Here is a 14046-nt window from a genome sequence, read left to right as displayed (position 1 = left end):
GGCTCATCATGAAAACCTTCTTCGCCACTCTCGCGCTGGCCGGCTGCGCGCTTCCCGCCCTGGCCCAGCAAGCCGACGCCACGGCCAGCTCGGCTGATCCCCTGCAACTGCAGGACCGCATCACGGGTGACCTTGGCGCGGGCGTGTTCAACATGGACCGCAGCGGCCCCGATCCGCACCGTCGCACTGAAGTGCTGCCCTATGCCTACTTCGACTATGGCCGCTTCTTCGCGCGTCTGGACACCTTCGGCGTCAAGACCGTGCGCATGGGCTACGGCTACCTGGAACTGGCCGGACGCGCGACCTCGGACGGCTTCGACGCCCAACGCGGCGTGGACCGCCGCTCGCACGCGCTGCCACTGGGCATCGGCACCTATCAGGAAACGCCCTTCGGCGCCTTCTTCTTCAATGTCTTCCGTGACTTCAACAAGTCGCACGGCACCCTGGCCGAGGCCATGTATGCCGCCCAGTTCAATCTCGGCCCGGTGAGCTTCTATCCGCAAGCCGGTGTGCAATACCGCAGCGGCAGCTACAACGACTACTTCGTCGGTGTCTCCGCCAGCGAAGCGGCGGCCAGCGGCTTGCGCCAGTACAGCGCCGGCGCCTCCACCAGCCCCATGCTGGGACTCGCGGCCGACGTCCCGCTGACCGGTGACTGGCACCTCAACCTGCAGTGGCTACACAAATGGCTCGACAATACGCTGGCCGACAGCCCGCTGGTACGCCGCCACACCGATGACACCGCCATCGTGGCAGTGACCTATCACTTCAAGTAATCCGCGTCTGCTCCCGATGCTGGCCGCCCGGCCGGCTTCGGGTGGTGGCGAGCCTGCGCTGCTGCCCTGCCTGCTTCCCTTTCGTTTTTCTTTCTTCCCCATTCTTCCCTGCGCGTCCTGATGCGAGCGTTGTCATGGGCTCGCAGGAGACTTGCGTTATGCCTGGTGACACAGCCCTCTTCACCCGACACGCAAGCACGCAATGATGAGCTTGCCTCGCTTGCTAATTTTTTTACTGTAGAGCTGGCTTCCACGGCCGCGCTTTCAATGCGTAAATAATTCCCGAATGTTTTCATGCGTCACTTTTTCTGACGCAAAATTTGTCCTATTTTTCAGCGCATGAGAACAAAAACAGTTGCCGGAAAAACTTAGTTTCCGCAATCAAATACATTGCCTCAAGATAACCCATATATCGCCTGAAACGCTTTACCAGAGCGACTTCACGGATTCCTACATCGCAACAGGAGTTACCAGAAAAACGTAATAATTTGTTGCAAGTCTTAGTATTTATCCATTACTCTCACTCCGTCTCCTTGAACAAAAATCACAAACCGAGACGCACACTTCTGGCCTTGCCAACACCAACAATAAAACCTGCCGGAAGACATTTCCCCTTGCAGTGCTTTCGCAATCAAATACCAATCAATCGAACTGGAAAGAGGTGTGTTATGAAAAAACTGTTGAGCAGTTTCCTTGTCGCGTCCGCTTTCGTCGCGATGGCATCTTCGGCAAGCGCGGCCGATCTCGAACGCACGCGTGCTTTGGTGTGGACCGACGCCACGTCCACCTTCAATGCACGCTACGGCGACGGCACCACCGGGCTGACCTTCCTGGAGAATTTCACCTTCAACGTGGGCAGCGCAGGTTCGGCGGTCTCCTCGGCAGTGGTATCGATTGCCCTGGACGGCCTGTCGCGCCTGGGCATCGACAGCTTCACGCTGAGCGGCAATGGCCAGACCTACACCGGCACCCAGGTCAGCAGCGGTGACCTACAGACCTTCAGCCTGCGCACCAATGGGCTGACTGCCGGCCTGTATACGCTGTCGGTGGCGGGTACCGTACTGGGTACGTCCGGTGGCAGCTTCGCGGGCAACATCAGCGTAGCGCCGGTCCCGGAAGCCTCGACCACGGCCATGATGCTGGGCGGCCTGGGCCTGATCGGCTTTGCGGCTTATCGTCGTCGCAAGGCGGGGGATAAGGGTGACAAGGGTGCGCGGATGGATGGGCAGATGATGCCGGCGTAAGCGCGTTGATCTAACTGCTGAGACCGGCTAGCAGGTGCTTCAGGTCAGGGCAAGGGGAGCACCTGGGAAGGTGTTCCCCTTCTGCTTTGTAGAACACGGAGTATTTGGAATGACAGCATTCGGCTCACTCGACGTGATTGCTCTTCGACACGTTTTCCGCACGGCATTTGTATTTTTACCAACCGAGGCTTTTCTTCGCGCGATAACGGCACTTCCCGTGCTAGATTCATTGCCATTAACATAATGGCTCTTCAAAAACCATGAGCTCACCAGCCTCCTTTCACACTACGCAACGTGGAGATTACGGCATTGATTTATTAAGGCTTGCCAATACTTAGCAGGGCTTTTTCATCGATGCGGACCGCTCCATTACGTTCTCTCCAATCCTCACATGACTGCGAAATAGAGGGAGACCTAAACCTTAATGCTATTGCTTTCCGCTACCGCCGGAAATTACACAAGAACCCTTACCAAAAGGCAACTATCGGGGGTTGAAGAAAAATGTCGCAGAACTTTTTCGATATTAAGATCGAGCGTTCGCAAAACACCGAAGAATATTTGCGGTCTATTGAGCCAATAGAAAGGAAGAACGCAATAGGCTTGTTATTTCAGTGGATTCCCGAAGTTCTGTCGCAAGTTTGGTCGTATCAATTTTCCGCAATCGATCCGATCGAAATAAGAGTTCTTCCTAGCGACGAATTCATCGCGCAAGGAATTCATGGACGGATAGAGATAAGCCGAGGAATGATTGACCATTGCCTTTCAGTCCCCTCCCCCCCTATCAACGATCTTGTTGAATTCTGGCCTTACCGCTCGCCTTCATCTGCATTCCCAAACATGTCATTTGCTTGGATGCTAGCGCATGAGGCTTTTCACAGCGTGCGCAGACATAATTCGGTTTGCGAAGAACTAGGCGAATCGGAAGCGCGCCTCCACGCGATAGAACTTGACGCAGACATGTGCGCGACGGCGGTCCTTTTTAGACTCTTACAATCCATGTATGAGATTCGAGTCACGCATATTTCCATAAGAGAGATTACCGCTGTTCACGTCTGCTGGATCCTGCGACACTTTCCTAAAACAGAGAGCATCAGTGCCCATCCAGAGCTCCTACGTCGTATGTATCACTGCCTATCAAAAATCTCTCATCTGTCTCCCTTGCCATTAATGCTTCACTTGGACCAGCACAAAAATGGCGATGCGGCAATGATGAAATACTATCGCGCTGTTTCTACCATCGCAGTGAAAGTGGATTCTTTCATTCAGAATACCAGTGATCAGGAATTCGAAACTTACTCAGAGTTCTACAAAAAATTTTCTAAGGAAAATGGCTGGAAGAAATTTACCGATACATGGCGTGATATGGCTCCAAATGTGGAAGCGACCTCAAACACCATAACCAGCCCCAGGGGTTTTCTCAGACGGAAAGGCACCATTTGAATCGTCACAATTCTGATCATTTATACCCTCTCTCATTCAGATAAACGACCTATTCATCGAGTTCATTCATTTGAAGGGCCCCGTTCCAGAATGCTATGACCTCAGAAAAGTCAGTAGCGTGCAGACTTAAGGGACCAGGTCTGGTGCAAGTGGCAGCGGGGGACCTGCCCCAGGCGCGAATGCGGTAAGATGGCGCCCGTTGCCCGTTCCGTATCGGCGCCGATGCGCCCGGGCCCGCCTCCGATTCACCATCGCATTGTCCCCATGAAAATCGCCACCTGGAACGTCAACTCCCTCAAGGTCCGCCTGCCGCAAGTGCTGAAATGGCTGGAAGAAAACCCGGTCGACGTGCTCTGCCTGCAGGAAACCAAACTGACCGACGACAAGTTCCCCACCGCCGAGATCGCGGCCGCCGGTTACCTGGTCGAGTTCTCCGGCCAGAAGACCTACAACGGCGTGGCCATCCTCTCGCGCCATCCGATGAACGATGTGGTCAAGAACAATCCGCTCTTCCCCGACGAGCAGCAACGCATCATCGCCGCCACCATCGAAGGCGTGCGCTACGTCTGCGCCTATATCCCCAACGGCCAGTCGCTGGAATCCGAGAAATATCCCTACAAGCTGAACTGGCTGGCCGCCCTGCACGAATGGCTGGCGCAAGAAAAGGCAAAGAACCCGCGCCTGGCCCTGCTGGGCGACTACAACATCGCCCCCGAAGACCGCGACGTGCACGATCCGGTGGCCTGGCAAGGCCAGGTGCTGGTGTCCGAACCCGAGCGCGAAGCCTTCCGCAAGCTGCAGGCCCTGGGCCTGACGGACTCCTACCGCCTCTTCGAACAACCCGAAAAAATGTACAGCTGGTGGGATTACCGCCAGATGGGCTTCCGCCTCAATCGCGGCCTGCGTATCGACCACATCCTGCTGTCGGAAGAACTGGTGCCGCGCTGCACCGCCTGCGTCATCGACAAGGTGCCGCGCAAGTGGGAACAGCCGTCGGATCACGCCCCCGTGATTGCCACGCTGGCGGACTGATGTTCGCGCAGCCTGGGCATAAATAATTTATATCGTTTATGCCAAGCTTTACTCAGCGCCACCTTCGGGTGGCGTTTTTTCTTTCTTGTTGCGCATGTTCTTCTCGAACTGCACGTCCAGCTTGCTCACGCGCTTGGCCTTCTGCGGTCCCTGGGCATTGACGAAGGCGACGAACTCGTCCAGCTCCATGGCTTCATTGAGTTTTTCCAGCGGCTGGCCGGCCACGCGCCGGGTCAGGATGAAACGCTCGTCCGATGTACGCAGCATCGAATACTCGCGCGATTCGGTACGGTTGTTGAGGCGCTCGATGGCGCTGGCGGCTCGGGTGGATCGCATCATTGGGCCTCTTGCAGTTTGAGTTGCCAGTAGCCGACGTCGATCCAGCGGCCCATCTTGTAACCGACTTCGGTAAAGACGCCACACTTCACGAAGCCCACGCTCTCATGCAAGGCCACGCTGGCCGGATTGGGCTGGGCGATGCCGCCAATGACCAGATGCACGCCCAGCGGCTTGAGCTGGGCAATCAGCTCGCGATACAACTGCTTGCCGATGCCACGTCCGCCAGCATCGTGACGCAGGTAGACCGAGCTTTCCACGGAATGCCGGTAAGCCGCGCGCGGCTTCCATTTGCTGGCATAGGCGTAACCCAGCACCTCGCCCTGCTCCTCAAAGACCAGCCAGGGAAAGTTCGCCTGCACCTCGGCAATGCGCGCGGCCATGGCCTCGTCGCTGACCGGCTCAGTCTCGAAGCTGATGGCAGTGGTCTGCACGTAGTGGTTGTAGATGCCGCAGACGGCGGGAGCATCGGCGGCAGTGGCCGGGCGAATGGAAGGCTGCATGGGCGGACGGTATCGAGGAAAAACGGAATCCGTCAGTGTAACCAAATTACGCAGGCGACGGCGGCCCTGCACCAAAGCAAGGCCGCCTGCTCGCGCATGCATCAGTCCTTGATGACCACCCTCACCTGCTCCAGCGCGGCCGGATCCTCGATGGTCGGCAGCTCGCCCGGATCGCGGCCTTCGCAGATGGACTGGATGGCCCGGCGCAACAGCTTGCCCGAGCGCGTCTTGGGCAGGCCGCTGACGAAGAACACCCGCGCCGGCCGGCCCACTGCACCGATCTGCTTGTCCACCACGGCCATGATCTCGGCTTCCAGGGCCTTGCGCTGCTCGGGCGTAGCCATCGCATCGGCCTGCTTGGGAATGGCGAAGGCAATCGCCACCTGACCCTTCAGCTTGTCTTCCACGCCGACCACGGCCACTTCGGAGACATTGGGATGGCTGGAGATGCTCTCCTCGATCTCACGCGTACCCAGGCGGTGACCGGCAACGTTGATGACGTCATCGGTACGGCCGAGGATGAAGTAGTAACCGTCCTCATCGCGGATACCCCAGTCGAAGGTGGAATACACCTCGCGCGGCAGGCTGCGCCAGTAGGTCTTCACGAAGCGCTCATCGTCGCCGTAGACGGTCTGCATGCAGCCCGGTGGCAACGGTCCTTCGATGGCGACCACACCTTTCTCGCCGGGGGCGCAGGGTTCGCCGGTGGCCTCGTCGAGGATGGCCAGGCGATAGCCCGGCATGGGCACGCCCGGGCTGCCCAGGCGCGTGGGCTTGTCGCTGATGCCCTTGGCGATGGAGATGATGGGCCAGCCCGATTCGGTCTGCCAGTAGTTGTCGATGACCGGCACCTTCAAGGCGCCCGAAATCCAGCTCGACGTCGTTTCATCCAAAGGCTCGCCCGCCAGGTAGAGCGCCTTGAGCGAGGAGGTGTCGTAGCGCTCCATGCATTCCGGTGGCTGCTTCTTGAGCACGCGAATGGCAGTGGGCGCGGAGAACATGCGGGTGACCTTGTATTTCTCGACGATGTTCCACCAGATGCCGGCATCGGGGCGGATCGGCAGGCCTTCATAGAGCACGGTGGCCATGCCGGCGATCAGCGGTCCATAGACGATATAGGAGTGCCCCACCACCCAGCCGATGTCGGAGGTGCAGAAGTAGGTCTCGCCGGGCTTGCCGCAGAAGATGTGCTGCATGGACGACGCCAGCGCCACCGCATAGCCGCCCACGTCGCGCTGCACGCCCTTGGGCTTGCCGGTGGTGCCGGAGGTGTAGAGCACGTAGCTGGTTTCATTCGATTCCAGCCAGGCCACCGGCACCGGCTGGTCCAGGTGCTGCTGGCGCAAGGGGGCGTAGTCGACGTCGCGCCCTGTAGTGCGTGCCATGTCGGCCAGGCCGCGATCGACCAGCAAGACCTTCTGCGGTTTGTGCCCGGCCAGGTTGATGGCCTCGTCCAGCAAGCCCTTGTAGGGAATCACCTTGCCGCCGCGCGAACCGGCATCGGCCGAAACGATCAGGCGCGGCTGTGCATCATCGATGCGCGAGGCCAGGCTGTTGGAGGCAAAGCCGCCGAACACCACCGAATGCACCGCGCCGATGCGCGCGCAGGCCAGCATGGCAAAGACTGCCTCGGCGATCATGGGCATGTAGATCAGTACCCGGTCGCCGCGCTGCACGCCCAGCGCCAGCATGGTGGCCGCCATGGCCTGCACTTCGCGGTGCAGCTCGGCAAAGTCGTAGACGCGTTCGGTATTGGTTTCGGTGGAGATGGCGATCAGTGCCGCTTGCCTGGCACGCTCGCCCAGGTGACGATCCACCGCGTTGTAGCAGAGATTGGTGGTGCCGCCGATGAACCAGCGCGCAAAGGGTGCGCGCGAATAATCGAGGGTGCGGGTGAAGGGCTTGTCCCAGTAGATGCGCTGCGCTTCTTCGGCCCAGAAGGCATCGGGCTGCTCGATGGAACGGCGATGGAAATCCTCGTATTGCATGACGTCTCCTCATGTCTCTCGAATTGGAAAACTGCGCTCGACCTGATACTGCCTGCCCTGCAGGTCGATGGTCGCGTGGCTCTGAAGCAGGTGCAGAGCGCGCCCTGCCATGCGTGGCCCTCATGCGACGGTCAATTCAGTCTTGCACCTGAAGCTTACGGCTCACTGAATCCTCTTCTCCTGCGAACGCTTCTCGCAGGGGCGGATGATGCAGATCAAGTGCGCAGACGAACAACGGCTGGAGCGATGCCGATGACGCTGACGCCATCGGCATGACAAGGGAAGAGAGGAAACGGAAAGTGGAGAGAACGCGCCGAGCTCAGGCCATCACGACGGCGCGATGCGCTGCAGAATCAGCGCGTGCGGCAGTCGTTGGCCAGTTGCTGCCCGATCTTGGAATTGAGCAGCATGGACTTCGACGGGATCTGGATCCACACCAGGCCTTCGCCCTTGTTCTCCAGACGCACTGCACCGGTCGAGGTGCTGACTGGGTTCATCATGTAGCTGCTGCCCTTCCACACCAGCGTGACACCATCGGTGACACGGCCTTCCATGCGGATCTCGACCTTGTTGCCCATCTCGCAACTGAAAGCACCGGTCTTCAACTGGGTGGCCCAGCTCGGTTGCGTGGCGGCGGGCGCCTGCAGCAATTGCGGCAGTACCGGCTTGGTCTCGGTGACCGGGACCGGCTCGGGCGTGGACGAGCAGGCGGACAGCGCGAAGGCAACGGCACCGGCCAGGCCCAGGGACTTCAGGGGCAAGCCAGAATCACGGCAGACATCAAGGCGGGAAACAAGACGGGAAGCGACGGCAGCAATCATCGGATGATCCATGGAGAGTCAATGGTAGAGGCGGGCTCGGAAATGATCCGACCGCATCTTAACAAGTTTTTTCACTTGCCTCGACCATAAACTACACATGTTACAAATGTCAGGAATGGGGCGGCCGACACACGCCGGCCGCCGCTTCCTTCTTCTGGCTGCTCCCTCTCCCTCTCTTGCTCCTTGCGCCTCCCGGCCGCCTGTCTGCAGGCTTACTTGCGCTTGCCAATCGGCACGAACTTCAGATCTTCCGGCCCGACGTAGTTGGCCGAGGGACGGATGATCTTGTTGTCGATGCGCTGCTCGATGATGTGCGCGGCCCAGCCCGAGGTGCGGGCAATCACGAAGAGCGGCGTGAACATCGCCGTGGGCACGCCCATCATGTGGTAGGACACGGCCGAGAACCAGTCCAGGTTGGGGAACATCTTCTTGATGTCCCACATGACCGTTTCCAGGCGTTCGGCGATGTCGAACATCTTGGTCGAGCCGGCTTCCCTGGAGAGCTTGCGTGCCACTTCCTTGATGACCTTGTTGCGCGGGTCGGAGATGGTGTAGACCGGGTGACCGAAGCCGATCACCACTTCCTTGTTCTCGACGCGGCGGCGAATGTCGGCTTCGGCTTCGTCCGGATTGTCATAGCGCTTCTGGATCTCGAAGGCCACTTCATTGGCACCGCCATGCTTGGGGCCGCGCAGCGCGCCGATGGCGCCGGTGATGGCCGAGTACATGTCCGAACCGGTGCCGGCGATGACGCGGCCGGTGAAGGTGGAGGCGTTGAATTCGTGTTCCGCGTACAGGATCAGGGAAGTGTGCATGGCCTTTTCCCAAGCCTCGGAGGGCTTCTCGCCATGCAGCAGGTGCAGGAAGTGGGCGCCGATGGAATCGTCATCGGTCTCGACTTCGATACGGTTGCCGTTGTGGCTGTAGTGGTACCAGTACAGCAGCATGGAACCGAGGGAGGCCATCAGGCGGTCGGCAATATCGCGGGCGCCGGGGGTGTTGTGGTCATCCTTCTCGGGCAGCACGCAGCCCAGGGCCGACACGCCGGTGCGCATCACGTCCATCGGGTGGGAGGCGGCCGGCAGCCATTCCAGCGCCGCCTTGACGTTGGCCGGCAGCCCGCGCAAGGCTTTCAGTTTGGCCTTGTAGGCGCGCAGTTCGGCGGCGGTGGGCAGCTTGCCGTGCACCAGCAGGTGGGCGATTTCCTCGAACTCGCAGCTGTCGGCCACGTCCAGGATGTCGTAGCCGCGATAGTGCAGGTCATTGCCGGTCTTGCCGACGGTACACAGGGCGGTGTTGCCGGCGGTGACGCCAGAGAGGGCAACGGACTTCTTGGGCTTGAAACCGGGGGCTTGCTGGTCGCTCATCGTGTTCTCCTCGTAATCGGTATGGGGTGACAACGCTTTATCGGAAGGGGCTTACTTGTTCTTCTGCTGGGCGAACAGCGCATCCAGGCGCTGCTCGTAGCTGTGGTAATCGATGCGGTCATACAGTTCCATGCGGGTCTGCATGGTATCGACCACGTTCTTCTGGGTGCCGTCGCGGCGCACAGCCTGGTAGACGTTTTCGGCGGCCTTGTTCATGGCGCGGAAGGCCGAGAGCGGATAGAGCACCAGGCCCACGTCGGCGCCCTTCAATTCCTCCACCGTGAACAGCGGGGTCGAGCCGAACTCGGTGATGTTGGCCAGGATCGGCACTTTCACGGCATTGGCGAACTGCTTGTACATGGCCAGGTCGGTGATGGCTTCCGGGAAGATCATGTCGGCACCGGCTTCGACGCAGGCCACGGCGCGCTCGATGGCGGCCTCCAGTCCTTCCACGGCCAGCGCATCGGTGCGCGCCATGATGACGAAGTTCTCGTCGGTGCGGGCATCCACGGCGGCCTTGATGCGGTCCACCATTTCCTGCTTGCTGACGATTTCCTTGCCGGGACGGTGGCCGCAGCGCTTGGCGCCAACCTGGTCCTCGATATGCACGGCAGCGGCGCCAAACTTGATCATGGATTTGACGGTGCGCGCCACATTGAAGGCGGAGGCGCCGAAGCCGGTATCGATATCCACCAGCAGCGGCAGGTCGCACACGTCGGTGATGCGGCGCACGTCGGTGAGCACGTCATCGAGGTTGGAAATGCCCAGGTCGGGCAAGCCCAGCGAACCGGCTGCCACACCGCCGCCAGAGAGGTAGATCGCACGGAAGCCGGCGCGCTTGGCCAGCAGGGCGTGGTTGGCGTTGATCGCGCCGATGACTTGCAAGGGGGATTCTTCCTGGACGGCCTGGCGGAACGCTGCGCCTGCGGAGTGGAGAGCCATGATGGACACCTTCTCGGTAAGTTGGAGTGGCTGAAGATTTCAACAAAGCTGGGCAGCGCCGGAAAAAATCCCGTTCTGCGACACATGCCTTCACCATTGCAACGGCCGTGCCATCGCAGTGCAGCATGCGCTGGTTGCGGGCCTGAAGAAAGCTTCACCCTGCCCGGAACCTCAATCACATCAAGGGTTTCCGGCTGGCCTCCGGGAAGGCGCGAGAGCGCGGCGCGGCACCAGGCAGCTTGATCTGCCGCAAGCGAGAGCGTTTCAGCGATGTTACATTAACGTTTCACTGAAACAGCACGAACACCCACCATGAAACGCCCTGCCCCCGCCGACCGCGATGCCCATCAACCGGTGATCTGGACCGTGTCCGTCTCCCGCCTGTCCGAGCTGTTCCGCGACATCACGCTGGAATTCGACGAGGTAGCCGACATCGAGCCCATCCACCTGGGTTTCGACGAGGCCGTGCGCGCCATCCGCGAACGGCTGGCCAGCGAGCGCTGCGACGTGGTGATCTCGGCCGGCTCCAACGGCGCCTACCTGAAGAGCCGCCTGCCGGTGCCGGTGGTGGTGGCGCGCGCCAGCGGCTTCGATGTCATGCAGGCGCTGGCCCGCGCCCGCCAGATCAGTGCGCGCATCGGCCTGGTCACCTATCAGGAAGCCATGCCGGCCCTGGCCGAATTCCAGCAGATGTTCGGGCTGGACATCGCCCAGCGCACCTATGCCACCGAGGAAGATGCGCGGGCGGTGGTGCAGGAACTGAAGGCAGGCGGCATCAAGGCTGTCGTCGGTGCCGGACTGATCACCGACCTGGCCGAGGAAGCCGGCCTGCAGGGCATCTTCCTGTACTCCTCGGCGACGGTGCGCCAGGCCTTCGAGGATGCGCTGGAACTGGCGCGCCTGACGCAGCTGGAGAGCACGCGCGGCCCCAGCCTGCCGGTGGCTGACAGCCTGCGCGCACGGCATCACCTGAAGGACTTGCGCGGCGACTCGGCGGTGATGGAGGCGGTGCGCCAGTCGATCACGCTCTTTGCGCGCTCGCCGGCCAACGTGCTGATCCAGGGCGAGACCGGCAGCGGCAAGGAACTGGCCGCGCAAGCCATCCACCGCGCGCATCCGCGCATGCAGGGCAAGACGCAGGCGGCGCACCCGTTCGTGGCCATCAATTGCGGGGCGCTGGCTGAATCATTGCTGGAGTCCGAACTGTTCGGCTACGAAGAAGGCGCCTTCACCGGTTCACGCCGGGGTGGCCGCGCCGGGGTGTTCGAAGCGGCGCATCGCGGCACCCTGCTGCTCGATGAAATCGGCGAGATGCCGCTGCCGCTGCAGACGCGTTTGCTGCGCGTGCTGGAAGAGCGCGAGGTGGTGCGCGTGGGCGGTACGCGGCCCATTGCAGTCCAGGTGCGCATCATCAGCGCCACCCACTGCGATCTGGAAGCACGCGTGCGCGAGGGACGATTCCGTGCCGACCTGTATTACCGCCTCAGCGTGCTGCGCCTGCAACTGCCGCCGCTGCGCGCGCGCCGCGACGATATCCCGGCGCTGGCCGAGTGGCATCTCAAGCATGCCCTGGCCGCGCTCGACGCACGCCCGCACGCCAACCTGGGCGCCGAGATCCTGCGCTGCGCGCCGTTGCTGTGTGCGTATGACTGGCCGGGCAACGTGCGCGAACTGCGCAACCTGATGGAGCGGCTGGCGCTGTTCCTCGCGGCCGAGCCGCTGCAGGCACTGACGGCGGCGCTGATCTTGCGGGTGGCGCCGGAGCTGGGGGGGGCCTCTGCTGCGGCAGATGCATCCGCTGCGGACCTGCAGGTCCCCAGTGAATCCGTTCCCGACCTGGAGGAGATCCACGCCGCGCTGCGCCGGTTTCGCGGCAATCGCGCCGCTGCCGCGCGGCACCTGGGCATGAGCCGCACGACCTTGTGGCGCAAGCTCAAGGAGACGCCGCACGAGGCTCAGGAGTGAGCCAGCGGGGTGAGGATTCAGGAAAATAATTTAGCAATATCCCACTGGCGTCCTGCCCTCTGATAATCCCCCGCATTGCGCCTTGACAGTGCCGCATCGCGCCGCCTATCCTCGCCCGCTGTAACGGCTGCGGCCGTCACAGGGGAGCCTGCCGCCACCCCCGCACAGCCACGCCGCCGCTGCCCTCGGGCCAAAAAGGCGCGCCGCTCCTCCATCCACCGTATCCATCAGGAGTCTCCATGACCAGCAACACCACGGCGCCCGGCGCCGGCACCACGCATCCGCAAGCGCGGCGTGCGATCATCTCCTCTTCCATCGGCAATGCGCTCGAATGGTTCGACATCCTCATCTATGGCGCCTTCGCCGTGGTCATCGCCAAGCAGTTCTTTCCTACCGGCGACGATAGCGTCTCGCTGCTGCTGACCTTCGCTACCTTCGGCGTGTCCTTCTTCATGCGTCCGCTGGGCGCGGTGGTGCTGGGTGCGTATTCCGACCGCGCCGGCCGCAAGGCGGCGCTGATGCTGTCCATCACCCTCATGACCATCGGCACGGCCATGATCGCCTTCATGCCCAGCTATGCCAGCATCGGCCTGTTGGCACCGGCCGGCATCGCGCTGGGCAAGATGATCCAGGGCTTCTCGGCCGGCGGCGAGTTCGGCAGCTCCACCGCCTTCCTGGTGGAACACGCGCCGCATCGCCGTGGTTTCTTCTCCAGCTGGCAGGTCGCCAGCCAGGGCATCAGCCTGTTGCTGGCGGCGGTCTTCGGCGCCGTGCTCAACAACATGCTCACGCCGGAACAGCTGGCGTCCTGGGGCTGGCGCGTGCCCTTCATCTTTGGCCTGTTGATCGCCCCGGCCGGCATCTACATCCGCCGCCACCTGGATGAAGCACCGGAGTTCAAGGAATCCAGCGAGAAGACCGATGCGCCCCTGCGCGATACCTTCGCGCAGCAGAAGATGCGCCTCTTGATCGGTGCGGGCAGCGTCGTCATGGCGACCGTCTCGGTGTATCTGTCGCTGTACATCCCGACCTACGCGGTCAAGCAGCTGGGCCTGCCGGCCTGGTCCTCGTTTGCCGCGATGTCGGTGGCCGGGCTGATCATGTTCATCGGCTCGCCGCTGGTGGGCGCACTGTCCGACAAGATCGGCCGCACGCCCTTCATGATCGCCAGCAGCGCGCTCTACATCGTGCTGACCTATCCGATGTTCGTGTTCCTGACCAACTCGCCGGGCTTCCTGCAACTGCTGTTGCTGCAGACCGTGATCGGCGTGCTGATGACCATGTACTTCGCCGCGATGCCGGCGCTGCTGGCCGACATCTTCCCGGTGGCCACGCGCGGCACCGGCATGTCGCTGGCCTATAACATCGCCGTGACGATCTTCGGCGGCTTCGCCGGCCTCATCATCACCTGGCTGATCGACTTCACCGGCAACAAGCTCTCGGTGAGCTACTTCGTCATCGTTGGCGCGGTGCTGAGCCTGGCGGCAACGCTGGCGGCACGCTACGTCTTGCGCCTGCGCTGATCTTGCCCCCCCTGCTGCCTTCTGAGGCAGCAGATCCTTGCTTTGCCGGGGCGGTGATTTTCCGCCGCCCTGCGCCTCTTCTTTTGACTCCCCTCCGACGTTTTCTCAC

General features: G+C 61.4%; 12 protein-coding genes. 6 read left to right on the top strand and 6 right to left on the bottom strand.

All coding sequences use genetic code 11. The annotated features are described in order from the left end of the window. Positions 1–8 precede the first annotated feature (8 nt). The 4 genes from ACVC5H_RS09835 to xth all read left to right on the top strand — a co-directional run bounded on the left by ACVC5H_RS09835 (position 9) and on the right by xth (position 4492). Entirely contained in the window at positions 9–776 is a 768-nt protein-coding gene (locus ACVC5H_RS09835) for a MipA/OmpV family protein (RefSeq protein ID WP_489622134.1), read from the top strand. Between the two features lie 668 nt (positions 777–1444). Further along, positions 1445–2020, top strand: coding sequence for an FxDxF family PEP-CTERM protein (locus tag ACVC5H_RS09830; protein WP_489622133.1), 576 nt, complete (start codon positions 1445–1447; stop codon positions 2018–2020). Positions 2021–2521: 501 nt separating this feature from the next. Beyond that, positions 2522–3460, top strand: a complete 939-nt coding sequence (locus tag ACVC5H_RS09825) for a hypothetical protein (protein WP_489622132.1) — start codon at positions 2522–2524, stop codon at positions 3458–3460. 264 nt (positions 3461–3724) lie between these two features. Further along, positions 3725–4492 (top strand): exodeoxyribonuclease III, encoded by a 768-nt coding sequence (xth, locus tag ACVC5H_RS09820; RefSeq protein ID WP_489622131.1) that lies wholly within the window; start codon positions 3725–3727, stop codon positions 4490–4492. 48 nt (positions 4493–4540) lie between these two features. Here xth and ACVC5H_RS09815 read toward each other — a convergent pair whose 3' ends face one another. From ACVC5H_RS09815 to prpB, 6 genes are all read right to left on the bottom strand, one after another. Next, positions 4541–4828 (bottom strand): hypothetical protein, encoded by a 288-nt coding sequence (locus ACVC5H_RS09815; RefSeq protein WP_489622678.1) that lies wholly within the window; start codon positions 4826–4828, stop codon positions 4541–4543. Continuing rightward, positions 4828–5331: an arsinothricin resistance N-acetyltransferase ArsN1 family B gene (locus ACVC5H_RS09810; protein WP_489622130.1), complete on the bottom strand. Its 504-nt coding sequence runs from the start codon at positions 5329–5331 to the stop codon at positions 4828–4830. The genes ACVC5H_RS09815 and ACVC5H_RS09810 overlap by 1 nt, the downstream gene beginning before the upstream one ends. Positions 5332–5432: 101 nt before the next feature. Then, positions 5433–7319, bottom strand: coding sequence for a propionate--CoA ligase (locus tag ACVC5H_RS09805; protein ID WP_489622129.1), 1887 nt, complete (start codon positions 7317–7319; stop codon positions 5433–5435). A gap of 353 nt (positions 7320–7672) precedes the next feature. Next, on the bottom strand, positions 7673–8140 hold the full coding sequence (locus tag ACVC5H_RS09800) for a hypothetical protein (protein ID WP_489622128.1): 468 nt from the start codon (positions 8138–8140) through the stop codon (positions 7673–7675). Positions 8141–8352: 212 nt separating this feature from the next. Continuing rightward, positions 8353–9507 (bottom strand): bifunctional 2-methylcitrate synthase/citrate synthase, encoded by a 1155-nt coding sequence (gene prpC / locus ACVC5H_RS09795; RefSeq protein WP_489622127.1) that lies wholly within the window; start codon positions 9505–9507, stop codon positions 8353–8355. Positions 9508–9558: 51 nt separating this feature from the next. Next, positions 9559–10449, bottom strand: a complete 891-nt coding sequence (gene prpB, locus ACVC5H_RS09790) for a methylisocitrate lyase (protein ID WP_489622126.1) — start codon at positions 10447–10449, stop codon at positions 9559–9561. Between the two features lie 312 nt (positions 10450–10761). Here prpB and prpR point away from each other — a divergent pair, with 312 nt between their 5' ends. Both prpR and ACVC5H_RS09780 read left to right on the top strand, forming a co-directional pair. Further along, positions 10762–12414 carry a propionate catabolism operon regulatory protein PrpR gene (gene prpR, locus ACVC5H_RS09785; protein WP_489622125.1) on the top strand — a complete coding sequence of 551 codons (1653 nt, stop codon included), beginning with the start codon at positions 10762–10764 and terminating at the stop codon, positions 12412–12414. 239 nt (positions 12415–12653) lie between these two features. After that, the gene (locus ACVC5H_RS09780) at positions 12654–13937 is read left to right on the top strand and encodes an MFS transporter (RefSeq protein ID WP_489622124.1); all 1284 of its coding nucleotides are present in this window, start codon (positions 12654–12656) and stop codon (positions 13935–13937) included. Positions 13938–14046: the final 109 nt, after the last annotated feature.

The organism is Herbaspirillum sp. Her3, assembly GCF_057961275.1.
The sequence above is the reverse complement of the archived record's forward strand: the minus strand, read 5'-3'. Positions and strand labels throughout refer to the sequence as shown.

Bases quoted from the DNA above. Each gene is read 5' to 3' on its own strand.
- prpB (WP_489622126.1), bottom strand. From the start codon at position 10,449: ATGGCTCTCCACTCCGCAGGCGCAGCGTTCCGCCAGGCCGTCCAGGAA.
- ACVC5H_RS09800 (WP_489622128.1), bottom strand. From the start codon at position 8,140: ATGATTGCTGCCGTCGCTTCCCGTCTTGTTTCCCGCCTTGATGTCTGC.
- ACVC5H_RS09815 (WP_489622678.1), bottom strand. From the start codon at position 4,828: ATGCGATCCACCCGAGCCGCCAGCGCCATCGAGCGCCTCAACAACCGT.
- ACVC5H_RS09830 (WP_489622133.1), top strand. From the start codon at position 1,445: ATGAAAAAACTGTTGAGCAGTTTCCTTGTCGCGTCCGCTTTCGTCGCG.
- ACVC5H_RS09805 (WP_489622129.1), bottom strand. From the start codon at position 7,319: ATGCAATACGAGGATTTCCATCGCCGTTCCATCGAGCAGCCCGATGCC.
- ACVC5H_RS09810 (WP_489622130.1), bottom strand. From the start codon at position 5,331: ATGCAGCCTTCCATTCGCCCGGCCACTGCCGCCGATGCTCCCGCCGTC.
- xth (WP_489622131.1), top strand. From the start codon at position 3,725: ATGAAAATCGCCACCTGGAACGTCAACTCCCTCAAGGTCCGCCTGCCG.
- ACVC5H_RS09835 (WP_489622134.1), top strand. From the start codon at position 9: ATGAAAACCTTCTTCGCCACTCTCGCGCTGGCCGGCTGCGCGCTTCCC.
- ACVC5H_RS09780 (WP_489622124.1), top strand. From the start codon at position 12,654: ATGACCAGCAACACCACGGCGCCCGGCGCCGGCACCACGCATCCGCAA.
- prpR (WP_489622125.1), top strand. From the start codon at position 10,762: ATGAAACGCCCTGCCCCCGCCGACCGCGATGCCCATCAACCGGTGATC.
- prpC (WP_489622127.1), bottom strand. From the start codon at position 9,507: ATGAGCGACCAGCAAGCCCCCGGTTTCAAGCCCAAGAAGTCCGTTGCC.
- ACVC5H_RS09825 (WP_489622132.1), top strand. From the start codon at position 2,522: ATGTCGCAGAACTTTTTCGATATTAAGATCGAGCGTTCGCAAAACACC.